This is a genomic window from uncultured Ruminococcus sp. (assembly GCF_937915125.1).
Lineage (GTDB): Bacteria > Bacillota > Clostridia > Oscillospirales > Ruminococcaceae > Ruminococcus_C.
In genome coordinates, this window is record NZ_CALDMP010000005.1 from 1 (window position 1) to 26,980 (window position 26,980).

A 26,980-nucleotide genomic window follows, 5' to 3' on the forward strand; every position below is an offset into this window, starting at 1 on the left:
ACGAAAAATCTGACGGCGCATCTGACGCACAATCTTTGTGCGGTATTGCCTTAAATCAGTTCCTGGGGCGGTGTCGCAGCACTTTTCCAGGAACTGATTTTTTTGCGAAATTAGGGTGATGCCTTTGTTTTCTGGAAAAGGCTATTCATAAAAAATGCTTGTAATGTCTCTGCAAATATGTTACACTGGAAAATAGATGAAATTTCCGATAAATCGGAGCGTTTTTGTTTTTTTTGTAGGAGGATTTATATGAAACATCGTAACATGTATCGTTTTGCCGCTGGATTCACTGCGGCAGTTCAGGTGGCGATGCTGTGTGCTGTATTGCCAGTCAGTGCTGGAGTGGAACTGAACACTAATCTGATGGCGAAGCGCCAGCGGTGGAAACTTTATACGGATGCCAGCGCTGAGGCGGATTATACTGCTTATAATTCTATCGATGCAACGATCACAAATACAGGCGATCTGGATTATTCTGTGCAGATGTATTATAACGGACTGCCGCTGTACCAGGGCGGTGTGTATGCGCTTCAATTTGATATTTCCAGTACAGTTCCCCGGACAGCTGAGGTGTTTCTTCAGGAAAATGGCGGAGATTATACTGCATATTTTGCGAAAAGCCTGTCACTGACAGAAGAAACACAGACTGTGGAAGTTACCTTTACAATGGAAGAAGAAACAGATTTGATTTCCAAGTTTGTGCTGAACTGCGGCAATATGGGAAGCGAGCTGGAAACTCATGTCATTTCGCTGAACAATGCTTCTCTTATGCTGATCGATGACGCTAATGTGGATTACAGTACTTTTGAAATGCCGGAGAAATCCATTCTGCTCAATCAGGTGGGCTATCTGACCCATGCCGAAAAGACAGCCGTATTCCGTGGACTGGAAACGGAAGAGACGTTTACGGTTCATCGTGCAGAAACGGGTGAAACGGTATATACCGGGACCATTTCCGATGCCCAGGAAAATACAAGTGCAGAGGAAATGGATTGGCAGGCAGATTTTTCTGGGGTGACAGAGCCGGGTACCTATTACCTTGAGTCGGAGACTTGCGGAAAATCGGATACATTTTCTATCGGGGATGATGTGTACAATGATCTGACGGACAGCATGGTGCGGATGTTCTATCTCCAGCGCTGCGGCTGTGAAGTGGAGGATGAGACTTTTGGACACGGCCCATGCCACACACAGCAGACTCTGGACTATACCACCGGAGAAGAAATGGATGTGACCGGCGGTTGGCATGATGCCGGTGACTATGGCAGATATGTCACAGCTGCCGCAAAGGCAGTGGCGGATCTGCTCTGGGCATATCAATACAATCCGTCTCTGTTTTCTGACCATGTAGGCATTCCCGAAAGCGGAAATGGAGTTCCCGATGTGCTGGACGAAGTGCGCTATGAACTGGAATGGATGCAGAAAATGCAAGATATGGAAACTGGCGGTGTCCATCACAAGGTGACCTGTCGGAACTTCCCCGGCTATATCATGCCGGATCAGGAGACGGATACCCTCTATGTGACGCCGGTTTCGTCTCTGGCAACGGCAGATTTTGCGGCGGTTATGGCCATGGCATATCAGTGGTACGGAGAATTTGACAGCACGTTTGCTGAAGAATGTCTGACGCGTGCAAAACTTGCCTGGAGTTATCTGAGTGATAATCCGAGTCTGGTATTTACCAATCCCAATGACATTTCCACAGGAACCTATGCAAACTATTCTGATATGGACGAACGATTCTGGGCTGCTGCTGCGCTGTATGCTGCAACAGGCAAGAAAGCCTATAAGAACGGCGTGAATGACGGGTTGGATTCGCCTTCCCTCCAGATTGCATTCGACTGGGGAACCATCAGCGGATATGGATATCTTTCTCTGCTTTCTATGCCGGTGGAAAAACTGGACGCAAACATTCGGGAAACACTGACGGAAGATTTTATGAAAAATGCAGCTTCTCTTTACAAGACGGCTTCGTCCGATGCGTATCACAGCAGTGTTTCCACCTATTACTGGGGAAGCAATATGACAATTGCAAACAATGGCTTTCTTCTGTCGAGAACAGCACAGCTGACGGGAAATTACGATTATCTGGACATTGCCTATGACCAGCTGTATTACTTGCTTGGATCAAATGCCACAGGCTATTGCTTTGTCAGTGGTTTTGGCAGCCAATCTCCTCAGAATCCCCATCACCGTCCGTCTATGGCAGTGGGACAGGCGATGCCTGGTATGCTGGCAGGTGGTGTAAATCAGAACCTGGAGGATGAGACGGCAGAGGCGATACTGCAATTCACTCCCAATGCAAAGCGGTATCTGGATCATTCAGAGAGTTATTCTACCAATGAAATTGCGATCTATTGGAATTCTCCCATGATTCTGCTGCTGTCTGTGCTTACGAAAGCGGCAGAACCAATACCGGGGGATATGAATTCTGACAGAGTTGTCAACGGAATGGATCTTGCACTGCTGCGTCAGAAGACGCTGACGGGTGACGCAGCAATGGCAGATGTGGTTTCTTTGCAAAAATTCCTGCTGGGCATCGAAATGTAACACGAGTGTATGACATAAATTTCAGCGCCTGATCTAAGGCAATACCGCGCAATCTTTGCGTAGGTTTTCCGGGGCTTCGGATAAAATATACTATTTATAATATAATAGGCGTACTGCGGTACGGGAAAACGGTGGAGGATTGCTCTGCCGTTTTTTATTGGAAAGAGTAATTCTGAACTCTTATTGGACATTTTTGGAATATATAAAAGACATAGTGCCATGTATTTTTGCACGTTAAAATTTTGGATTTGGAAAAGATGCACAAAAACGGCATTGTATTTTTTGCAAGGCTTATAAATTTATGTGGAAAATGAAAAAAGTACTTGCAAATTTCGGATAAATATTATATACTGGTATATGGAGAAGTATGGTGCAGACGGGCACATGGGACTGTGCGGGAATGCGGCGTATGGCTGTACAATTTGGAGCGGAAAGGGGGACGCAGACGACTGGTACAGCGGCGGCGCAGACAGGTACGGCAGCTTCTCTGCATCCATGCGGCGGCAGTTTTGCCGCGGCTCACATTTTTTTCAATAGAAAGGAAGAATGATAATCATGAAGATGAAAAAGTTTATTTCATCTCTCACCGCTGGCGTAATGGCGGCTACAACGGTTTTCACTAGTGCTCTGGTGACACCGGCTATGTCGTTCTTGGCTAGTGCAGCTGAGGTTGATCCAATCAAGATTGTAAATGGTACTCCTGTTGATGTAACTAGCGGAACAGCAACTGAAGAGATTACCGGTATTAAAATTTCTGGTAAGACCATTAATGATGCAACATATAATAAGTATGTTGGCACAAATATTTATGTTACTATTAATGGAACGACTACGTCATATACAGATTTAGTGGTAGATGATGGCGGAGATAACTGGACACCAAATAGTGATTTCTCATTCACGCTTGATTTTGACCCGACTGTTGCATCTGGAGATGCATATGGGGTAACACTGGAAGCATTTGGGTGGAAAGATTTGGCAGATGGCTTTGCTCAAATTACAGATGTAACATTGATTACAGAGGCTGTGACTACTGAGACCACTGATGTTGCCGAAACCACCACTGTTCCTGAGGAAACTACCACTATTTCTACCGATGAATCCGTGGAGACAAGCGAAACAACTTCGATCACCACTTCTGCTCCGGAAAAGAATGACAAGGAAATTACTGATTTCGAAGTAAAATCTGAAAAGGGCATCGATGGTAAGATGTACAGCTACATCGAATTCGACCCGGACGGTGCAGAATCTGCTACTTTGATTTACAAGGTAACAACAGACGACAACAATACAAGCGGTTCTTTTGGTACCTGGAATGGCAGTCTGCCGGCTGACGAACAGTGGCAGCAGGTTGACTTTACAAATATTCCTGTTCCGGACAATAAGGAAGTTTCTGTGGATTACGTAATCCCGGCAACTGTAGGTACTTCTGTAAAGGCTAGTGTATACTATCCTGGTGTAGATGGCGTTGAATTTGTGAAAGTAATTCTTCACTATGGTGACACTCCTGCAAGCTCTGAGAGCAGTGAAACGACTTCTACAACCGAAGCAACTTCTACAACCGAAGCAACTTCTACAACCGAAGCGACTTCTACAATCGAAGCAACTTCTACAACCGAAGCGACTTCTACAACTGAAGCGACTTCTACAACCGAAGCAACTTCTACAACTGAAGCAACTTCTACAACCGAAGTAACAACTTCAACAACGGAAGCTACGACCACAATCCAGACTGAGACAACTAAGGCTAGCGAGACCGAGACTTCTAAGACAGAAGCAACCACTGCAAAGACTACCGCAAAGACAACTACCAAGACAACTGCAAAGACTACAGTTACCACTACCACAAAGGCTCCTGCAAGCACAATCGGAACAGAGGCGCCGAAGGGTAAGGGTATCGTATTCGATATTGCAGAAGTTGAGGCAACTCCGGGCGAAGAGGAAATTACTGTACCGGTTTCTGTAAAGAATGCAATTCCTGCGAATGGTATTTCTCTGACACTGGATATTCCGGAAGTTACTGCAAGAATCCTGACTCTGAGCTATGGCGACCAGTCCGTGGACGATTACATGAGCTTCGACAGCGTACAGAAAAACCTGGTAGGCTATATGGCTTATACAGAAAACGGTCTTGACACTTCTATGGAAGCAGAAGACCGCTGGCTGTACTTTGCATGGGCTGTAAACGGCTCTGCTTCTCAGCCGGATGACGGCGATGCATTTGCACTGCTGTTCGATGTTTCTTCTGATGCGATTTCTGTTGCAGAAGAATATGGTCTGGAACTGATGACCGATGCTGATGGCAATACTTATTATGAATTCCCGATTTACTTCGCACCGCAGGGTACTGTAAACTGGGACTATACTGGTAAGTATCCGGACGATGATCCGTCTAACCCGTATCTGCTGCCCACACAGAGCTATGCAGACGCACAGAACAAGAACATCTTTGACACTGACGTTACCTGCTACAGCGGTGCGATCCGCATCTATGCTGAAAAGCAGAGCACAACAACCAGCACTTCGAAGGAAATGCCCATCAATCTGGATATTGATGAAGTATTCGTTTATCCGGAAGATGAGTTCGACCTGCCGGTAATGGTTACTGCACAGAACGGCGTTGACACCAACAGCATGGCTGTAAAGGGTGTTATCAACATGCCGACTCCGACTGCAGATATGGTCATTGTTCCTTATGGTGAGGATTCCTCCATCACAAACTTCGGTGATTCCAACCAGGTAAACCTGAAGGAATTTATCGCATACAAGGATGGCACCTCTACTCTCACCGATGGTAGCGAACGCTGGATCCGCTTTGGTCTGACCCAGCAGGGTGCAGCTGCTGATCCGGCAGCACTGGATTATATCCTGGCTCTGACATTTGAGATTCCGGATAAGGATACTGTTATTTCCGTTGCAGAAGCAAATGGTCTGGAACTCCTGACTGGTGAGTATAACGGCGAAACTATTGAGTACTATGAGTTCCCGGTTGACTGGGCACCGCAGGGTACTGACAAGCAGCTGAGCGGCACCGATTGGGTTGAGGTTGAGCGTTTCCAGTATTCAAACGCAAACAACGTGGATATCTTCAAGGATCAGGTTGGCGTGAAGAACGGTGCGATCCGTGTTATCATGGGCGTAAAGGCTACTACAACATCTGAAAGCACTACCACCACCACTACTACAACCACAACAACAACGACCACCGCTTCCTCTACAACAGAGACCAGCGAATCTACTACGACAACAACAACGACTACCACTACAACAAGTGAAGAAACTACCACTACAACAACCACAACTACCACAACAACGACTACTACCACAACAACTACCACCACAACAGAAAGCTCTACTACCACAACAACTACCACCACAACGACAACTGTAAGCGAAACAGAGACAACAACATCTGAATCGACTACAGAGTCCACTACAACCACCACCACAACAACCACTACAACAACTGAGAGTGAAGTGACAACTACCACAACAACTAGCACAACGACTACAACCACTACTACTTCTGGTACAACAACCACCAGAAGAGGCGCGAATACCATGACATTCACCACAACATCGACAACAACAGCCACCACCACAACTACTTCCGAAACCACAACCACCACTACTACTACCACAACAACTTCCGAAACCACAACTTCCAAAACCACATCTTCGGAAGTTGAGCCACCCACCACAACTACAACACGCCTCTCTGCTGAGCTAAAGCCGGATGCAGGCTTCTACTTCTCTGTAGATAATAATGACTTTAATCCGGCTGATCTGATCACTGTTTATGCGATCGATGAAAAGAATCAGCAGAAGGATGTAACAGCTCAGGTTACATTTGAGTATGCAACACCTGCCGAGATGTTCGAGGCTGTTGGTGAAGCATATGTTGCGAAAGAGCTGAAGGCTTACTTTAATGACGAAGATGGCACAAAGACAGAGCTGGATGTGGCTCCTATGGTTTATATCGGCGTAAAGGGCGATACAACTCTGGATTCCAAGGTGACTCCGGATGACGCTTATTACGCATTGGTATACTATGCATCTTGCTCCGTTGGTAAGGCAGCAACTCTGACAGACGGCAAGGATGAGAACCTGGAGAAGCTTGCTTACTTCCTGACTGATGTTGACACAGAGGGCAAGGCAGGCGCAGATACTGATACAGAGAAGGTAAGCCCGGACGATGCATATTATCAGCTGGTTTACTATGCAAGTGAATCTGTTGGTAAGGATATCACATGGCCGGATGTTATTCCGTCTCTGAAGAAGCTGGAAGGTTCTATCTGGGCTTCGTAAGCAGAATTTCATTTTGACAGCATAGGAAAAATGACATAAGTTACTGAGACCCGGTGCGGGAGAAATCCTGCACCGGGTTTTTGTTTTCAGGTCAGAGTGTAGATTTACTTGCTTTTTCAAGGATCGTACTTTGTTTTTTTCAAACTATTCAAAAAAGAGCAAAAATCTCAAATCTATGCTTGCAAAATCGTACAGAATCGGCTATACTTATTATGAAGCGGTTTTCGCTTTCAGACCATGACAAATAGAGGAGGGAATGCTCTTGAAAACAATACAGGAAACACGACAGATGTTGCAAGCCCGTGTTCTGGATGATATCATCTCGAAACTGTGCGGCGGAGCAGACCAGATTGAAGCCTATCGAAAACGTTTGCTTCATGCAATAGATGCATTTGCTGCGCAATTTGGCACTGATCGTAAAATTGCTTTATTTTCCGCACCAGGAAGAACTGAGCTTGGCGGAAATCATACAGACCATCAGAGAGGCCATGTACTTGCGGCAAGTGTCAATTTGGATATCATCGCAGTTGCGGCATACCGTGAGGATAATGTGATTCAGGTACAGTCAGAGGGCTTTCCGATGGACGTGATTTCTCTGGATGAACTGGAACCGCAGACGGATAAAAAACCGGATGCAGCGGAGCTGATCCGCGGCGTTGCTGCACGTTTCAAAGAGCTTGGTTCTCCGTTGACGAAAGGCTTTGATGCATATACCACATCTCAGGTCATGAAAGGGTCGGGGCTTTCTTCGTCGGCTGCTTTTGAAGTGCTTATAGGGAATATCTGCAATGCGCTTTATGCAGAGAATCGTTTCAGCGCTGTGGAGCTTGCACAGATCGGACAGTATGCAGAAAACGTCTACTTTCAGAAGCCCTGTGGTCTCATGGATCAGATGGCTTCTTCAGTGGGAGGCGCAGTTGCCATTGACTTGTTCGAAGAACATGCACCGGAAGTAGAGCCTGTTCCTTTCGATTTTTCTAAGACAGGTTATGCATTGTGTATTGTGGATACCGGCGGCAATCACGCTGATCTGACGGCAGAGTATGCGGCGATTCCGGCGGAAATGCATTCGGTTGCAGCATATTTCGGAAAGGAAGTCCTGTCCGAAGTGCCGGCAAATGAAGTGCTCTGTGCCATTCCAGAATTGCGGAAGGCATGCGGCGACCGCGCTGTGCTCCGTGCCATACACTACTATCGTGAGGATCGCCGTGCTCAGGGCGAGTCGGATGCTCTGGAACGTGGTGATTTTGAAGCATTTCTTCATCTGGTGCAAAATTCAGGTCAATCTTCGTACTGTCTGCTGCAAAATGTATATCCCTCTTCTGTGCCGGAAGACCAGCCTGTGTCCATTGCGTTGGCTGTAGGGTCGGCGGTGCTTGGCGGCAGAGGTGCCATCCGGGTACACGGCGGCGGTTTTGGTGGTACCATTCAAGCGTTTGTCCCCACTGTGCTTCTGGCACAGTTCCGGGAGGGTATGGAACAAGCACTGGGTGCAGGCTGCTGCCATGTACTGCAAATTCGTCCTGTGGGCGGAACGACAATTTTGATATGACATTCAGATAAGAAAGGAAGCGTAGTAAAATGGGTAAGATTCTGGTGACCGGAGGAACCGGTTTTATCGGAAGCCACACTTGTGTTGCATTGATCAATGCAGGCTATCAAGTTGTAATTATGGACAATCTCAGCAATTCCAAGGTGGAGGCGATTGCCCGGATCGAACTGATCACGGGGAAGCATGTGCGTTTTTACCGGACAGACATGCGGGATGAAGAAGGCATGCGGCAGATTTTTGAGGATAATAAAATCGATGCGGTTATTCATTTTGCCGGACTGAAGGCAGTGGGCGAATCGGTGGAAAAGCCGCTGGAGTATTATCAGAACAACATCGGCGGCACACTGTCTCTGCTGCGTGTTATGAGAGAATATCAGTGTAATGTGATGATCTTTTCTTCCAGTGCAACGGTGTATGGCTGTCAGAATCCTGTACCGTATCAGGAGGAAATGCCTACCTCTGCCACAAATCCCTATGGTTATACCAAGGTGATGATCGAACAGATCCTGCGTGATGTGTGCGTGGCAAATCCGAAATTCAGTGCTGTGGCACTGCGGTATTTCAACCCCATCGGTGCCCACGAAAGCGGTCTTTTGGGTGAGGATCCTAACGGGATCCCCAACAATCTGGTGCCCTATGTGGCACAGGTTGCCGTCGGCAAGCTGGATCATCTGAATGTTTATGGCGATGACTATGATACCTCCGACGGCACAGGTGTCCGGGACTATATCCATGTGATGGATCTTGCCGGCGGTCATGTTGCAGCATTGGCATACGGTGTAGAGCGCAGCGGTTTTGAAGCTGTGAACCTGGGCACCGGAAAGGGCAGCAGTGTGCTGGAAGTCGTAAAGGCTTATGAAAAAGCCTGCGGAAAGAAAATCCCCGTAGAGATCACTGACCGCCGTGCCGGAGATATTGCAACATCTTATGCAGATCCGGGAAAGGCAAAGGTACTGCTCGGCTGGGAAGCGACTGCGGACCTGGAAAAAATGTGCGCCGACAGCTGGCGGTTTACCCAGCAGAATCCGGAGGGACTCTAAGGAAGTACTGATTTCCTAATATCAGAAAGGAGCAGATATGACAGGCAGATTCGGAGATGCAATCGACAATTTCCTGATCGTCATGGTAGCAGTTGCAGTTGTGCTGCTGCTGGTGGTGATGCTCGGCTCTCGTCAAAGTCCGTTTCGGCAGCGACTCAGCAAGATGCTGGTTCAGAATCCCAATGCGGCAGAAAAACGCCAACCCCTGGAGTTTAACCGGGAGTATTACATCACAGGAGAGAGAAATATGCGCAGACCAAATCGTGGAAAAAATCCGCCTCGTACCGTCATTGCTGTTCTGGTACAGAAGGTGGACGAACGCCGCAGAACCATGGATCCCGGCGGCACCATGAAGTTATATAATGAGTATTATGAGCTGATTTTCAAAACACGCAAGGGTGACATCCTGCATATTGTCACAAGCAAAAAAGCGTACATTGAAACGCCCTTTCATCAGCAAGGTCAGCTGACCTTTCAGGGTGACAGGTTGATCCGGTTCCAATATCCGGGCGGCGAGGTAAATGAAGATCAGGACGCTTTCACCGGTGCGATTCCGGTGGCACGCCGGGTTTGATACCATCATTCACATATGATTAAAACAGCCCCGCAGGCATTGAACCTGCGGGGCTGTTACTCTTTTATTTGAGGCAACACCGTACAAAGAGCGCCTATGGGCTTTGCGCGGTATTGCCTTGATTATTACGGAATGATCATAACTGGCGTATTGATGGTGACTTTGTTGTAAATTTTCTTCGCCACATCCAGAGGGAGATTGATACAGCCGTGAGAACCGTTTGTCTGATAGATCTCGCCGCCATAAGCGCTGCGGTTCAAGTCGTGGAGACCGATTCCGGTATATGTGACCGGCATCCAATAGTCTACCCAGACTTCATAGCCCTGTACTTCCATAGTACCCAGCTTTCTGGGAGATTCCCGTGACCATACCTTGTATGCACCAGGAGGTGTAGCACGGCTTGGATCGGATGCAAGTCCGGTGACAACATCGGTTTCCAGATACAATTCACCGTTGACATAATACCACAGCTTCTGGTGGCAGATGTCCACTTCAATGTAGGTGTCTCCAGTATATGTAACACCAGCAGTGGAGTTCATGCGGAAGCCTTCTACCTTATAAACTGGTTCAATGGTGACCGGCTCGCCGGCTTTGATGTATTCTACCAGCTTTTCTGCTGTTGCGCTGACATTTGTTTTCCATCCATAGATGCCGTCTCCGCCGATGGGGAGTTGGATTGTGCCATCCATGGTGGATTCAAAGGTACGTGTATATCCAGTGACCAGTGTATCGTATTTGTCAGCGATGTTCTCCTGTACCCAAGCAGTTGCTTTGTCCAGGTCTACGGAAATATCACCGGATTCAGTGGAGATCCAGTCCATAATGGTTTCGTGATCCAGTGTTTCTGTGCCTACGGGGTCCATGATCTCTTCCCGGTCTGTCATATCATATGTGATCTCCACAACACCGATCTGATTGTACAGTGCCAGGGTGCTCTCCAGACTGGAAGCAGTCACAGATGCTTTTTTATAGCAGTTGCTGTCTGCCATATTGATGGTGTTGTTGCCCTCACGCATTTGTGCAATGGTATAATCAGAGAGCACCTGGGTGTCCACCATATTGCCGTCATCTTCCGGCTGGATGGAAAATGTACCGTCCTCGTTCTGTACGACTTTTGCATCTGTGGGCGGTACGTTGCCCCAGTCATAGGCAGCGATCAGACTTACCAAATCGTCCTCGGAATAAGAATCCTGAAGTGTTGCTGTATATTCACTTTTGGAGAAGAATTTTTTGAACCAGAGCGCATGACTTTCTTCAGCTGGATCTGCGAGGCTATTCTCTGGGAGGGAAACTGTGCATCCAAAAGAGGAACCCTTGAATACAATGGGGTCGCCTTCTTTTGGGAGAAAAGTTAGTCCCATATCCTGCGCAGTGCTCAGAACTGCCGATTCCGCCTCTTCCATGGTCATGCCTGCAATATTGACGCCGTTGACATAAGTCTGGGGCAGGAATTTTCCGTGATAGATCAGGAGCCCGCCCAGATAAACCAGGATCAGTGCAGCTATCACGGCAATACCGATGATGATCCAGATAGTTGCAGCGCTGTGCTGCGTCCTGGCAACAACCGGTTCATATTGCCGTCTCGGCGGCGTTGGTCTCGCGGGACGGGATGCCGTGGCAACAGAAGCAGCAGGCTTTCGTTCCGGCTGTCGGGCAGGTGAAGGAGAAGCAGAAGCGTGCCGCTCTTCGCCCCGCTGTGATGCAACAGCCTCCCGGATCTGCCGCGCCTTATCCGAACGGGAACGCTCTGCCGGTGTGACAATTCCGGAATGTGTACGTTCTGTCCGCTCTGGTGAAGGCGATCCAGTGCTCTTTTTCTCCATATGCTGTACAGGCGGCTTCGAAACTGGTTCCCGTGCGTCCTTTGCTGCAAGAGATGCTTTGATTTTTTGCCGCATCTCTTCTTTTGTCAGGTGCGCTGGGCTGCCGGAAGTGCCGGTATTGCTGAAGTTTGGCTGCTGGTCTTTGTTGTTCAATGCTATCGTTCCTTTCTTCCCCTGTGATTTAGGTATAATATAAGTATACCGAATCCTCTATTTTTATTTTTACTTGAGGGCTGTGATGCTGCGTTTATATTTCACATGAATGCGTATGGATTTGTGGGACAGCTTGCCTGTCCGAAGAATATTACTTGAAGATCCATCGGTCTACTTTCGAGGTGACCTTATGTGAATACGCTCTGAAATCGACACAAAACACACTACAATACTATTATATACATAGCCTCTGACTTTGTCAACACCTTTCGACGCCGATTTTGGAAAAAACACGAATTGTAAACACCTTTTACCGATTTGTATCCAATACTGCGACATTTGGTTTTGTCCCAGTATATGCAGCGGAATGAAAAGGTATGCCGTCAGTGCTTATAGGCTGTACAGAAATAAGCATTTTCTTTGCAATCGATCATTTATGCAAATCTAAAACGGTATAATATTGCTCAAAATCTGTTAGAAAAACATTATACAAAATGCATGGAAATTGTGCAATATGACCATGACCGATGGTTAATTTTTGTAAAAGATGCAGATTGACAGCGGATAGAAAAAGTTATAAAATAAACTTGTTTACATATGGTATTCGCCCGGTGCTGTATGAGATTGATGAAGAAAGAAAAGAATACGGGTATTGCCTGTCGTATGCACGCGGCTGGCAACAGGAGGAATGAATCATGAAGAGGAAAAAACTGGGCTGCAGTATTGTTGCAGCGATGCTTGCAACTGCTACAGCGGTTTCAGCATTACCGGCTTCTGCCGTTGAGAATGGTGCACTTGCTGACAATGTGCAGCAGATAGTCGCTGCAAGCAGCGCCTCTGTTTCTGTCATTGCTGCAAGCGGCGTACAGGAAGCAGCATATGCTGAATGGGGTGCAGTGACCGGAGCGGACGGCTATAATGTTTACGTGGACGGAACACAGATCGATTCTATGCTGATTCGTCAGTATGCAGATCGTTTTCGTGCGGATGCTGTTGGCTTAAAGGCAGGAAGCCATACCATCAAGATCGTGCCCATTATCAGCGGCAAGGAAGATACATCCAAAGCGGCAGAAAAGTCTGTGACTGTAACAGCACATGACCGCAGCGGTTTCGGCTGGGTAAACGGCACTTCTTCCGGCGCATACAATGAGGACGGCACCCTGAGAAGCGGTGCAGTTGTACTATATGTTACAGAAAATACCAAGGATTCTGTTTCCATGGATGTCACAACCGATTCCAAGGGCGGCACAACAAGTGCAACCGGAATCCAGAATATTCTGACTGCTTATCAGAAGGGATATGAGACAAAGCCCCTTTGTATTCGTGTGATCGGTAATGTGACAGACCCGTCTACGTTGATGGACGGCGATATTCTGATCAAGGGCAATGGTTCCAGCAAGAGACTGAGCTGCGGTGTTACCATCGAGGGTATCGGCAACGATGCGACCCTGAACGGTTTCGGACTCAGAATTGCAAATGCAAGCAATGTAGAAGTACGCAATCTGGGCTTCATGAACTGCAACAGCGGCGAGGGCGATGACTGCGGTTTGCAGCAGAACAATGACCACGTATGGGTACATAACTGCGATTTCTTCTATGGCGATGCCGGATCGGATGCTGACCAGGCAAAGGGCGACGGCGCACTGGATACCAAGACCTCCAGCTATATCACACATTCCTACAACCATTTCTGGGATAACGGAAAGTGCAACCTGCAGGGCATGAAGTCAGAATCGACTGAAAATTATATTACATATCACCACAACTGGTACGATCATTCTGACTCTCGTCATCCTCGTATTCGTACTTGTTCGGTTCATGTTTACAACAACTACTTTGACGGCAATGCAAAGTATGGCGTGGGTGTAACCATGGGTGCCTCCTGCTTTGTGGAAAATAACTACTTCCGCAACTGCCCGAATCCCATGATGAGCTCTGGCCAGGGTACGGATGCCTTGGGCGAAGGTACCTTCTCCGGCGAAGCCGGCGGTATCATTAAATCATGTGGAAACTACATGACTGGTCAGAAGAGCTATATTACTTATGCGCAGAACAATACAGAGTTTGACGCTTATGAAGTTTCAAAAGCATCTGAAACTGTTCCCAGCAGTGTAAAGACTGTTTCTGGCGGTACGACATACAACAACTTTGATACAAACTCCAGCATCATGTACAGCTATACTGCGGATGCAGCAGCGGATGTTCCGACGATCGTCATGGCAAATGCCGGACGTGTTCAGGGCGGTGACTTCCAGTGGACATTTGACAACTCTGTGGATGATGCAAGCTATGCAGTGAACACTGCACTGAAGGCAGCACTGACCAGCTATGATGATTCTATCGTGGCAATCGGCAGCGGATTTACTGACAATACCGATCCGGTGACCACTACAACAACAAGCCAGACGCTGCAAACCACCACAACCACAGTGACCACCACGGTTTCATCCAAACAGACTGCTTCGGCAACCACCACAAAGACTCCCGATGTGCCCACAACAGGCGATATTTTCTGCTCGCCTACTGGTACAGGCAGCGGTGCCTCGGAGAGTGATCCCGCTTCTGTGATGGATGCAGTTTCCAAGCTGACAGCAGGTCATACGATCTGGCTGCTGGAGGGTACTTATGCATTCTCCGAAATGATTGTGATCTCTGAGGATAACAGCGGTACAGCAAATGCCATGAAGGGCATGAAGGCATACAATGGTGCTGATGTTACCTTCGACTTCTCTGGTCAGGGTGCTGCGAATTCATCAAACCGTGGTATCGTATTGGACGGCGACTACTGGCATTTCTATGGCTTTGAGATCACCAAGGCAGCTGACAACGGTATGCTTCTGTCCGGTAACAACAATAAGATCGAGATGATGGTATTCAACGACAACCAGGATACTGGTCTCCAGCTGTCCCGTTACAATACCAATGCGGCAACTATTGCGGAATGGCCCAGCAACAACCTGATCTTGAACTGTACCTCGAAGAACAACTGTGACAATGCGTCCATGGAAAATGCAGACGGCTTTGCAGCAAAGCTGACCTGCGGCGAGGGCAATGTCTTTGATGGCTGTATGGCATATAACAACAGTGACGACGGCTGGGATCTCTTTGCAAAGTCAGAAACTGGTCCTATCGGCGTGGTTACGATCCAGAACAGCATTGCATTCCGCAACGGCTTTACAGAATTCGGTGAAGGCTATGGCGACTGTGATGGCAACGGCTTCAAGCTGGGCGGTTCCGGCATTGGTTCTGCTCATGTTGTAAAGAACTGTCTGGCATTCGAAAACCTCCACTGCGGCTTTACAGATAACAATAACCCGAAGCTGGGTACGCTGATCAACTGCACAGCAGTCAATAACAACGGCGAGGGTACAGGAAAGCCCAACTTCTCCTGCTATCGCTGCACCGATGACGGTTGTGATTTTGAAAACATTATGTCCTACTATGACAGCGCTGTATTCCTGTCTGACAGCAAGCTGAAGGGCGGCGCTTCTAACGATAAGTTCGTAGGCACCTTTACCAATGGTATTTACTACAACAGCGGTTACTATCAGGTCGATGCAAAGACCGATGTGACAAACGGCGCAAAAATCGGCACCAAGCTTTCCGCTGGTCCGGCGGCTTCTGACTTTATTTCTATGGCAGGAGCACCGGCACAGGGCACAGATTTCCACACTGCATGGAGAAATGCAGATGGTTCTCTTAACCCGGGCGGTTTGTATGAAACTGCGGATTCCAGCAGCTATAAGACCATGGGCTATCATATGTACAATGGCAGCATCGTGGTTCCGCCGACGACAACAACAAGCACAACTTCTTCGAATCATACAGAGACCACAACAACTACTGCTACCGGTGCATCTACCAATACTCCGGTGATTCCTTCCGGTGCACAGATCCATAACTTTACACTGAACGGTACAAACAGCACATTCTACACCATCAGCGGCAATCTTTCCACAGGCAAGGGTACTGTAAACTACAATGGTCTGGAACTGACCCAGTGCCTGAAGATGGAATCTGCGACTTCCATTACGTTTACAAATGCTGCTGACGGCAATCTGACTCTGGTATTCGTTGAACCGGCTGCAACAGTTAAGGTAGATGGTACAAAGTACACTGCAAGCGGTGACGGCATTATTACTGTTCCGGTTTCTGCTGGTGCACACACCATTTCAAAGGCAGACACTGCAAACCTGTTCTATATGGTATATGCAGATAAAGGCGGCACGGTAACAGAGACTACGACGACAGCAAAGCCGGATGAAACAACAACGGCAAAGCCGGATGAAACGACAACTGCAAAGCCGGATGAAACAACAACGGCAAAGCCGGATGAAACGACAACCGCAAAGCCGGATGAAACAACAACGGCAAAGCCGGATCAGACTACCACAAGTGTTTCCATTAACCCGAATATTCTGTATGGTGACGTCAACCTGGACGGCAGAGTGGACATTACTGACGCGGTGCTTCTGAATAAGGCAACTGCTGGTGCAGTAAAGCTCAATGACAGCCAGTTTGCAAATGCAGACTGCTGGAAAAACGGCGAACTGAGCAGTGATGATGCACAGACACTTCTGAAGTTCCTGGTACATCTGATAAGCTCGCTGCCTGTGACAGAATAAGAATTACGTTAAAATTTGCCCCCGTCAGAATGAAACTGATTCTGACCGGAAAGAAGGCTGCTGTACCGATTTCAAGGTGCAGCAGCCTTTTACTTTGAGATCATTCCAGAAAAAACATGTTTCCCACTTGACAAACCCTGCCGAATTCATTATAATATAGGATAGGCAACACCGCACAAAGAGCGCCTGACGACTTTGCACGTCATATTTCACAAAAATGCTCGTGAATACAAAAAGTATTCACTGCGCTTTTTGTTTCATCTGACGCACAATCTTTGTGCGGTATTGCCGATAGAATATCGAAATGCAGTGAAAAGGAGGAGTATCCTGCACCGGATTCTTCAGAGAGAAAACGGTTGGTGCGAGTTTTCGGACGGTGCAGGAGAAGGTAGCCTTGGAGCAGTGCAGATGAAGTTCTCGTCCGGAGAATGGGTAATCTGCGCCGGGTGCGCCCGTTCCAGCGCAGGCAGAGTTTTTCTGCAATGAGTGCGGCAATTTTATTGCCGAATTCAGGTGGTAACACGGACAAATGTTCGCCCTGAGCAATCTTTCAGATTGCCGGGGTGTTTTTTATTGCGGCAATCAGCACATATTATACATGGAAAGGAAAAGTAACTATGAAACAGGAACTGGCAAAATCTTACCAGCCCAAAGACTTTGAAGACCGCATTTACCAGATGTGGAACGACAGCGGCAGCTTCACACCGCATGTAGATTCGGAAAAGAAACCCTATACCATCGTGATTCCTCCGCCCAATATCACCGGACAGCTGCACATGGGGCACGCACTGGATGAAACTTTACAGGATATTCTCATCCGCTGGAAGCGTATGTCCGGCTACAGCACCCTGTGGCTGCCGGGTACAGACCATGCCTCCATTGCAACGGAAGCGAAGATCGTAGAAGCAATGCGCAAAGAGGGCATCAAGAAGGAAGATATCGGTCGTGACGGCTTCCTGGAGCGTGCCTGGGACTGGAAAAAGCAGTACGGCGGCAGAATTGTGGAACAGCTGAAAAAACTGGGTTCCTCCTGCGACTGGACAAGAGAACGCTTCACCATGGACGAGGGCTGCAATAAGGCAGTCAAGGAAGTTTTCATCAAGTACTATGAAGAGGGACTGATCTACCGGGGCGAGCGTATCATCAACTGGTGCCCGAAATGTCTCACCTCTATCTCCGATGCAGAGGTAGAATATGAGGATCAGGCAGGTCACTTCTGGCATCTGCGCTATCCCCTGAAAGACGGCAGCGGTTATCTGGAACTGGCGACCACCCGTCCGGAAACGCTCCTGGGCGATACTGCCGTAGCTGTAAACCCCAACGATGAGCGCTACCAGCATCTGATCGGCAAGACGCTGATCCTGCCGCTGGTTCACCGGGAAATCCCCATTGTTGCCGATGAATACGTTGAGATGGACTTCGGTACCGGCGTAGTTAAGATTACTCCGGCACACGACCCCAACGACTTTGAAGTTGGTCTGCGTCACAATCTGGAAGTCATCAATGTTATGACAGACGATGCCAAGATCACAGATGATTATCCCAAGTATGCCGGTATGGATCGTTATGAAGCACGCAAGGCTATCGTGGAGGATCTGAAAGCCGAGGGCGCACTGGTGGAGATCGAGGACTACAGCCACAATGTGGGCACCTGCTACCGCTGCGGTACGACCGTTGAGCCGAGAGTTTCCAAGCAGTGGTTTGTCAAGATGAAGCCCCTGGCACAGCCGGCAATTGATGCAGTGAAGTCCGGCAGAACCAAATTTGTTCCGGAGCGTTTCAATAAGATCTATTTCCACTGGCTGGAAAATATCAAAGACTGGTGTATTTCCCGTCAGTTGTGGTGGGGTCACCAGATTCCGGCGTTCTACTGCGATGACTGCGGTGAAATGGTTGTCACCAAGGAAAACAGCGCAGTCTGCCCAAAATGCGGCAAGCCCATGCGTCAGGATCCTGATACGCTGGACACCTGGTTCAGCTCTGCCCTGTGGCCGTTCTCTACCCTGGGATGGCCGGAACAGACGGAAGATCTGAACTATTTCTACCCCACCAATACACTGGTAACAGGCTACGATATCATTTTCTTCTGGGTAGTCCGCATGATGTTCTCCGGTCTGAAAAATATGGGTGAAGTACCTTTCAACACCGTTCTCATTCACGGTCTGGTACGTGACGAACAGGGGCGGAAGATGTCCAAGTCTCTGGGCAACGGCATCGACCCGCTGAAAGTCATTGACGAATACGGTGCAGATGCCCTGCGCTTTATGCTGGCAACCGGCAATGCACCGGGAAATGATATGCGTTACAGTGACGACAAGGTAAAGGCTGCCCGGAATTTCGTCAACAAGCTGTGGAATGCATCCCGTTTCATTCTGATGAATCTGCCGGATGATTTCCACTACAACGGTCTGCCGGAAGATCTGGAGCTGGAAGATCGCTGGATCGTATCCAAGTTCAATGCTGTGGCAAAGGAAGTGGGCGAAAATCTGGACAAATTTGAGATCGGCGTAGCAAGTGCCAAGATCTATGACTTCATCTGGGATGTATACTGCGACTGGTATATCGAACTGACAAAGCCCAGAATCCAGGCTGGCGGTGCTGCCATGGAAAAGGCACAGGCTGTTCTGGTATGGGTAATGCGCGGTATGCTGAAGCTGCTGCATCCGTTTATGCCCTATATCACCGAAGAGATCTGGCAGGTACTGACAGACGGCGAATCCATGATTATCACAGAATCTTATCCGGTTTATGAGGAGCAATATGACTATGCCGATGCGGCACAGTTCGAAAAGGTGATCGACGCCATCCGTGCGATCCGCAACCGCCGGACGGAATTGCAGGTTCCGCCGTCCAAGAAGGCACGTGTCTGCATTGAGACCACAGAGCCGGAGCTTTACAAGAGCACTGCAATATTCTTCGAGAAACTGGCATCTGCCTCTGCGGTAGAAGTCGGCGCAAGCTTCGATATGCCGGATGCAGCTACTGCCGTAACAGACAGCGTGAGAATTTTCATTCCCATGGATGAACTGGTGGACAAGGACAAGGAACTGGCACGGCTGAAAAAGGAACAGGAAAAGGTACAGAAGGATCTGGACTTCCTGAGCAAGAAGCTGTCCAATCAGGGCTTTTTGGCAAAGGCACCGGAACAGCTGGTAGAAGCAGAAAAAGCGAAGCTGGCGAAGGCGCAGGAGAAGATGGACAAGATCATGCAGTCCATGGCAGCGTTACAGTAAGCCTAAAATATTCTAGTTTATGGTACGCTTGCATTTGTAGGGGCGGCTATTAGCCGCCCGCAGGTAAATCATTTGCTGACAGAAAAATGCGGGCGGATAATATCCGCCCCTACATTCTCCGCATTTTTATTCAACCGATATGTAAGTTTACCAACCAATGAAAAAACAAAAACGAGGTGAATGATAATGACCATTTCCGAAACCATGGACTATATCCAGAGCTTTCAGAAAAGCGGCAAGCCTGTCCATGACCTTTCCCGGATCCACGCTCTGCTGGATGCACTGGGCAATCCCCAGGATTCTCTCCGTGTGGTACACATTGCCGGTACAAACGGCAAAGGCTCCGTGCTGGCATTCTGTGCAGCGGCAGCTTCTGCGGCAGGCTTTCGGGTGGGCACGCTGACTTCTCCCTTTATCCGGCATTACACCGACCGGATTCAGATAAACGGGCAGGATATTCCCATGGAGACTCTCTGTACCCTCTGCGAACAGGTGCAGCAGTGTCCCGTCTCTGAGGATTGTTCCCAGTTTGAGATTACATTTGCCATTGCACTTCTCTGGTTTGTGCAGGAAAAATGCGATCTGGTCTTTCTGGAAACAGGAATCGGCGGTCTGCTGGATGCCACCAATGTGGTGAAGCATCCCCTGGTCTGCGTCATCACCTCGGTTTCCTATGACCACATGGCAATCCTTGGGAATACTCTGACTCAGATCGCAGCGCAGAAAGCCGGCATTATCAAGCCGGGGTGTCCCGTGGTGCTGTCCCCGGACAATCCTCTGGACGTGACCTGTCTGGTACAGGAAACGGCGCAACGCAAGCATGCCGCACTCATTACCCCAGCCATGGAGGACTGCCAGATCATGTCGGAAACGCTGGAGGAAACGGTATTCCAGTACCACTGTTTCACCTACACCCTTCATATGCCCGGACGGCATCAGGTGTACAATGCGCTGACAGCCATTGAGGTGATACGACTGCTGGGAATGCACGGCTATCTCATTTCCGCTGCTGTCACACAGCAGGCGTTTGAAAAAGTACAGGTACCGGCACGCACCCAGGTACTGCAAAAGGAACCGCTGGTTCTGCTGGACGGCGGTCACAATCAGGCAGGCGTCCTGGCGCTGACAGATCTGATTCAGCACGCCGGGCGCAAGCCAGTGCACGGCATCTGCGGCATGATGCAGAATAAGGATTATCAGACAGCCTGCGGTATCTTGCGGCAGACTCTGGATACGGTTATCTGCGTGGACGATTTCACGGAACACGCTGTAGCTGCCGAAACTCTGGCGGAGTGCTTCGGGGATCATAAACAGGTGCAGACTGCGCCGCTGAAACAAGCCTATGCAGCAGCATTGCAGCAGGCAAAGGCAGACGGCGGTATGGTCGTGGTCTGCGGTTCCCTCTATCTGGCAAGCGCTGTACTCCAGGAGGAAACAACGCCGGAGGATCAGCCGGTGCTGTAAAATCATCTGAGGCAACACCGCACAAAGAGTGCCTGACGGCTTTGCACGTCATATGCAAGCATCTGACGCACAATCTTTGTGCGGTATTGCCCTGAAAATAATCGTAAAAAATTGCAGAGAGTGCCATGTGCATTCTCTGCAATTTTTGTTTAAACGGCTTTTCCCGGTGCATACTCCTATTGAGGTGACCGATATGAAAAAACTGGAACTTGCGTTATTGCTGGGACTTGCCGGAGCGATCTGCTTTTCTTCCCTTACTAAAACAGCCGAAAGCCGTTCCGATCTGGAGGACAACGTCCTGCGGCTGCATATTCTTGCCAACTCCGACAGCATTGACGATCAGGCATTAAAGCTTAAAGTACGTGACCGGATACTGGAATACACAAGCGATATTCTCGGAAATCCAGGAGATACGCTGGAGGAAGTGGAGGAGATCGTCACAGAGCATCTGGAGGAACTGGAGGAGATCGCCCGGGAACTGATCCAGGATGAGGGTTACTCCTATGATGTCACTGCCCAGCTGGTGGAAATGGAATTTGACGATCGTACCTATGGAGAACTGACCATGCCTGCCGGCGAATATGACGCCCTGCGCATTACCATCGGTGAAGCCCAGGGGCAGAACTGGTGGTGTGTCATGTACCCATCTCTCTGTGTGTCAAATGCCTGCGAAGTGACGGATGATCCGGAGACAGAAGAGACATATTTTGATGCGGAAGAACAGGATCTTCTGGAGCATCATGAGCGATATGCCGTGAAACTGAAATGCGTAGAATGGTTTGAGAAGATGTTTTTACACTAAGGCAACACCGCACAAAGAGCGCCTGCCGGCTTTGCACGTCATATGCTTGCATATTTTCCGTCATATTTCACAAAAATGCTCGTGAATACACAAAGTATTCACTGCGCTTTTTGTTTCATCTGACGAAAAATCTGACAAAGTTTATGCTCGTAGAGTACATCTGACGCACAATCTTTGTGCGGTATTTCCCTAAATTCACCATTCCTGTTCTATCCGTTTTGGATGCTTTTCTTTCCGGCGATAGCGTTTGGCATTGGTTTCCGCTACTTTTGTCACGGGATCAACGCCGCCCCAATCTTTTCGCCGGAGTGCATTGCGGCGCTTCTGTTCCTTTTTGCTGCATTTCTCAAAGGGGACAAACTGCTTCATGCTTCTTCACCTGCCTTGAAATTATAAATGGGACGGATGATATCAATAACCTCCACCGTATCGCCGATGCACTGCAATATTTCCTCCATGGACTTATACGCCATAGGACACTCGTCCAGAGTATCCTTGTTGACAGAAGTGGTGTAGATACCGTTCATCTGCTTTTTAAATTCCGATACGGTGAATGTATTCCGGGCGGCAGAACGGGAAAGAACTCTGCCTGCACCGTGGGGTGCGGAATAATTCCAGTCGGGATTGCCCTTTCCCACGCAGATGAGACTGCCGTCTCGCATGTTGATGGGAATCAACAGCTTTTCGCCCATCTGTGCTGAAACGGCACCCTTGCGCAGAATCATGTGTTCTGTGTCAATATAATTGTGGATGGTGGTGAACTGTTCTGTCACGTGCAGTCCCATGCCCTTGATGAGTTCATCCATCATTGCCTTGCGGTTCCACATGGCGAATTCCTGTACCAGCTTCATATCGTGGAGATACTGTTCAAACAGTTCTCCCTCGGTGTAGGCAAGGGGCTTTGGCACGCTGGTGTATTTGGTATTTTTCCGCTTCTGCAATTCTGTCTGGATCTGCTTTTCCTTTCCGGCAGCTTTCAGATCGGCGATCAGGGCGTCCAGGTCTGCCTTGGAGCAGCCATTGAGACGGCGGTATGCTTCTTCCTGGTAATACTGCGCCGTTTCCACGCCCAGGTGCCGTGAGCCGGAGTGCAGCACCAGGTAGAGACTTCCGTCACTGCCCTTGTCTGCTTCGATGAAGTGATTGCCGCCGCCCAGTGTGCCGATACTCCGCTCTGCACGGATGGGATTGATATACTTGTAGCAGTACAGCTGTGTCAAGTCGATATTCTGTGCATAGCGGTGGGCTTTTTCTCGGATGGAAAAGCCGGAGGGAATCTTCTGGTAGATCAGCTTGTCCAGCTTTTGCAGTTCCAGATGGGTCTCCTTGAGCCGGGCAACTTCCATGCCGCAGCCGATATCCACGCCTACCAGATTGGGCACTGCCTTATCCGTAATGGTCATGGTTGTGCCGATGGTGCAGCCTGCCCCGGCGTGAACATCCGGCATAATACGGATTTTGGCGCCTTCTGCCATGGGCTGGTTGCACAGCTGAATGATCTGTCCGATGGCAGTGTCATCAATGTGATCTGTAAAGACCTTTGCTTCGTTGTATTTTCCGTTTAATATGAGCATTTCTGTTCCTTTCTGTTGTACCTGCGCCGGGAATTTGAAGCAATGCCGCGCAAAGCCGTCAGGCGGTCTTTGTGCGGTATTGCCTTGAATCATTCGCAAAAAAATGCACCTCTGCCCAAAGCAAAGGTGCATGGATTTCCGGAATGCGATCAGATTGATATGTCAGATCTGCCGTGCGCAGGGAATGATCATGCTTCGGTTGCCTTTTGTGCTGTTCCGTTTTACGTTCGTATGATTCGGATAATATGTACGGTTTTGCATGAGATTCACCTGCCTTTCTTGTATTTTAGCGTGTTCACAAAAATGAATCTGCAAATACGCTTTTATCAATTATACCACATTTTTTTAGCTTGTCAAGTAATTTTCGAAACAAAATTTTCCCGTCCGCTGTAGAAAAACAGCAGTCGGCATCGGAAAAACAAACATTTTTGAAAATACAAGGAAAACGTGAGATTGTCCTTGACAATACCAGGGGAATATAGTATAATAAAAACAATACCGCCAATTTTTTGTAATGCATACAGGCGGGTTTGCAGAAAATTGCAAAAAAATATTGAATAGAAAAGGAGCATTTGCATTATGCTGCTCGACAAATATTTACCGCGTATTGAATTTGACAGCTATGAGGATTTTAAAGAAAATTATCGTGTGAACATCCCGGAGGACTTCAACTTCGGCTTTGACATCATTGACGAATGGGCAAAGCAGGAGCCGGAGAAAAAAGCACTTGTCTGGTGTGATGATCACGGCGAGGAGCGCACATTCACATTCACTGATATTTCCCTATTGTCCAACCAGGCTGCCAATTATTTTCTGAGCCTTGGCATCAAGAAGGGCACAGTTGTCATGATGATTCTGCGCCGCCGCTGGGAATACTGGATCTGCGCTGTGGCACTCCATAAGATCGGTGCCATTCTGATTCCGGGATCTCTCCAGTTAACGAAAAAAGACCTGATCTATCGTGGAAACAGCGCAAAAATCCACACCATGATCTGCATCAATGACGATTATGTTATCGAACAGGTGGAACAGGCACAGGCTTCTGTTCCCACCATTGTCAATAAAATTGTCGTAAACGGCGAGCGTGCAGGTTGGAGAAGCTTCCAGGATGAGGTGAGCGGTTTTTCTACTGAGTTTGCACGTCCCACAGGTGAAGCCGGCACAAAGGCATCGGATACCATGCTGGTATACTTCACTTCCGGCACCACCGGCGAGCCGAAGATGATCCAGCATAACTATACCCACCCTCTGGGGCATATCGTCACTGCGAAATACTGGCATCAGGTGCAGGAGAACAAGCTGCACATGAGCGTTTCCGATTCCGGCTGGGCAAAGTTCGGCTGGGGTAAGATCTATGGGCAGTGGATTTGCGGTGCAGTGCAGTTCGTATATGATATGGACAAGTTTATCCCCACAAAGCTGCTCCAGAAGATCCAGGATTACAAGCTCACCACCTTCTGCGCACCGCCGACCATGTATCGGTTTATGCTCCAGGAGGATGTGGCATCCTACGATCTCTCCAGTGTGGAGAACTTCACCACAGCCGGCGAGCCGTTGAATCCAGAGGTATTCAACCGTTGGAAGGAACTCACCGGCAAGGAGATCCGGGAGGGATTTGGTCAGACCGAAGGTACTGTTCTAATCGCAAACTTCCCGTGGATCACCCCGAAGCCCGGTTCCACCGGAAAGCCGTCACCGCTGTATGATATCACATTGCAGCGTGAGGAGGACGGTACACCGGCAGCGGACAATGAACATGGCGTTCTGGTCATGCAGAACCTGAAGAAAGCATGGCCCACCGGTCTTTTTGTGGGATATTACAACAATCCGGAAATGACAGAGGAAGTGCTGGGCGGCGGCAGCTATTGCCCCCACGATGTCTTCGAACGGGATACAGACGGCTACTATTGGTTTGTGGGCAGAAATGATGATGTTATCAAGTGCTCTGGATATCGTATCGGGCCCTTCGAAGTAGAAAGTGCCCTCATCGAGCACCCGGCAGTTCTGGAATGCGCCATCACTGCGGCACCGGATCCCATCCGTGGTCAGGTGGTAAAGGCAACTGTTGTTCTGACAAAGGGATATACCCCCAGCCCGGAACTGACAAAGGAACTGCAAAATCACGTAAAGCATACCACTGCACCGTATAAATATCCTCGTATCATTGAGTATGTGGATGAGCTGCCGAAAACACTGGGCGGCAAGATCAAGCGTGCACAGATCCGTAAGGAAGATGAAGCAGCACAGAAGTAATTTGTGTTACTGCGCATAGAATTATACCTGGAAAACACCGTGTGAATGATTCGCACGGTGTTTTTTGCAAAAACAGCACAGAAAATTTACTATATTTTCTTTTGGAATGTTGCAATTTCTTATTGTATATGCTATAATAAAAGAAATAGATTCGTGTAAATAATGCAAAGGAGGGTGATGGCATGAGGCGTTTGATACGCAGTTGTGCGGTCTGTATCCTAACTGTTTGCTTTTCTGTTTTTTCACTGCATACAAACTGGTTCCGTGCGGCAGCAGAACAGCAGACAGAGGTGTCGGATATGAGCGGATATCCGGAAGAAACGGCTGCATTGGTCAATGATTTTCGTGCTGAAAATGGGCTGGAGCCGCTGCAGATCGCTCCGGTTTTATTGAAAGCTGCTTCGATACGTGCGCAGGAACAGCAGCAGACATATGGTCACACAAGACCGTCCGGCGAGAATTGGTTTACGATCGTGGGAGAAATGGGACTGGATACCAACTGTTTTGCTGCGGAAAATGTAGCTGCAGGGTATGAAACGCCGGAGGCTGTGGTAGAAGCCTGGAAAAATTCTCCGCCGCATCGTGCTGCTATGCTGGGAGAAAATTATGAGTATATTGGTATCGGCGTGAGCTATCTGGAAAATGATCCGGAATACTATTTTTATTACTGGGATCTGGTGATGATCTCCTCTGAAACCCCTTTGGATGGTGCGTGGATTCCGGGAAATAATGTTGAGACAACTGTTGTTACGGACGAGCAGTCATCGATTGATACCACTGCTGCTGATACACTGCCCGGTGGACTCTCTATTTATACCCGCATAGGGGATGCGAATATGGATAAGGAAATCAGCCTGGCGGATGTGGTTCTGATGCAGCAGATGATGCTGGGTCAGGTGACTGCCAATGACATGCAGCTGTTACAGGCGGATTGTTATCAGGATGGTATCGTGGATCAAAAAGATGTCCTTACCTTGCTGCGGTTTTTGATGCGTCTCGTAACGCAGATTCCGGTGATTCCATCGTAAG

The 26,980-nt window shown here is 48.6% G+C and carries 14 protein-coding genes and 1 other annotated feature; of the genes, 11 read left to right on the plus strand and 3 right to left on the minus strand.

Features of this window, described 5'->3' with window-relative positions; translation table 11 throughout:
* Positions 1–249: 249 nt before the first annotated feature.
* From Q0418_RS00345 to Q0418_RS00365, 5 genes are all read left to right on the plus strand, one after another.
* A complete protein-coding gene (locus Q0418_RS00345; protein WP_298481554.1) occupies positions 250–2,550 on the plus strand; it encodes a glycoside hydrolase family 9 protein in 2,301 nt (766 codons plus the stop codon).
* 555 nt (positions 2,551–3,105) lie between these two features.
* Positions 3,106–6,858 carry a cellulose-binding protein CttA-related protein gene (locus Q0418_RS00350; RefSeq protein ID WP_298481555.1) on the plus strand — a complete coding sequence of 1,251 codons (3,753 nt, stop codon included), beginning with the start codon at positions 3,106–3,108 and terminating at the stop codon, positions 6,856–6,858.
* A 262-nt stretch (positions 6,859–7,120) separates the two neighbouring features.
* Positions 7,121–8,410: a galactokinase family protein gene (locus tag Q0418_RS00355; RefSeq protein ID WP_298481556.1), complete on the plus strand. Its 1,290-nt coding sequence runs from the start codon at positions 7,121–7,123 to the stop codon at positions 8,408–8,410.
* 29 nt (positions 8,411–8,439) lie between these two features.
* A complete protein-coding gene (gene galE / locus Q0418_RS00360; RefSeq protein WP_298481557.1) occupies positions 8,440–9,450 on the plus strand; it encodes a UDP-glucose 4-epimerase GalE in 1,011 nt (336 codons plus the stop codon).
* 37 nt (positions 9,451–9,487) lie between these two features.
* Positions 9,488–10,024: a DUF2500 family protein gene (locus Q0418_RS00365; RefSeq protein ID WP_298481558.1), complete on the plus strand. Its 537-nt coding sequence runs from the start codon at positions 9,488–9,490 to the stop codon at positions 10,022–10,024.
* Between the two features lie 125 nt (positions 10,025–10,149).
* Here the strand turns inward: Q0418_RS00365 and Q0418_RS00370 are convergent, their stop codons facing one another.
* Positions 10,150–12,000 (minus strand): L,D-transpeptidase, encoded by a 1,851-nt coding sequence (locus Q0418_RS00370; protein ID WP_298481559.1) that lies wholly within the window; start codon positions 11,998–12,000, stop codon positions 10,150–10,152.
* 695 nt (positions 12,001–12,695) lie between these two features.
* Here Q0418_RS00370 and Q0418_RS00375 point away from each other — a divergent pair.
* From Q0418_RS00375 to spoIIR, 4 genes are all read left to right on the plus strand, one after another.
* A complete protein-coding gene (locus Q0418_RS00375; protein ID WP_298481560.1) occupies positions 12,696–16,625 on the plus strand; it encodes a dockerin type I domain-containing protein in 3,930 nt (1,309 codons plus the stop codon).
* A 300-nt stretch (positions 16,626–16,925) separates the two neighbouring features.
* Positions 16,926–17,169 (plus strand) — a binding site (T-box leader).
* 73 nt (positions 17,170–17,242) lie between these two features.
* On the plus strand, positions 17,243–19,858 hold the full coding sequence (locus Q0418_RS00380) for a valine--tRNA ligase (protein WP_298481561.1): 2,616 nt from the start codon (positions 17,243–17,245) through the stop codon (positions 19,856–19,858).
* Positions 19,859–20,044: 186 nt separating this feature from the next.
* A complete protein-coding gene (locus Q0418_RS00385) occupies positions 20,045–21,322 on the plus strand; it encodes a folylpolyglutamate synthase/dihydrofolate synthase family protein (RefSeq protein ID WP_298481562.1) in 1,278 nt (425 codons plus the stop codon).
* Positions 21,323–21,515: 193 nt separating this feature from the next.
* Entirely contained in the window at positions 21,516–22,124 is a 609-nt protein-coding gene (gene spoIIR, locus Q0418_RS00390) for a stage II sporulation protein R (protein WP_298481563.1), read from the plus strand.
* A 195-nt stretch (positions 22,125–22,319) separates the two neighbouring features.
* Here the strand turns inward: spoIIR and Q0418_RS00395 are convergent, their stop codons facing one another.
* Both Q0418_RS00395 and Q0418_RS00400 read right to left on the minus strand, forming a co-directional pair.
* Positions 22,320–22,493 carry a hypothetical protein gene (locus Q0418_RS00395; RefSeq protein WP_298481564.1) on the minus strand — a complete coding sequence of 58 codons (174 nt, stop codon included), beginning with the start codon at positions 22,491–22,493 and terminating at the stop codon, positions 22,320–22,322.
* Positions 22,490–23,698 carry an RtcB family protein gene (locus Q0418_RS00400; RefSeq protein WP_298481565.1) on the minus strand — a complete coding sequence of 403 codons (1,209 nt, stop codon included), beginning with the start codon at positions 23,696–23,698 and terminating at the stop codon, positions 22,490–22,492. The genes Q0418_RS00395 and Q0418_RS00400 overlap by 4 nt, the downstream gene beginning before the upstream one ends.
* A 579-nt stretch (positions 23,699–24,277) precedes the next feature.
* Here Q0418_RS00400 and Q0418_RS00405 point away from each other — a divergent pair.
* On the plus strand, positions 24,278–25,951 hold the full coding sequence (locus tag Q0418_RS00405; protein ID WP_298481566.1) for an AMP-binding protein: 1,674 nt from the start codon (positions 24,278–24,280) through the stop codon (positions 25,949–25,951).
* Between the two features lie 182 nt (positions 25,952–26,133).
* On the plus strand, positions 26,134–26,979 hold the full coding sequence (locus tag Q0418_RS00410) for a CAP domain-containing protein (protein ID WP_298481567.1): 846 nt from the start codon (positions 26,134–26,136) through the stop codon (positions 26,977–26,979).
* The last annotated feature ends 1 nt before the right edge of the window (position 26,980 follow it).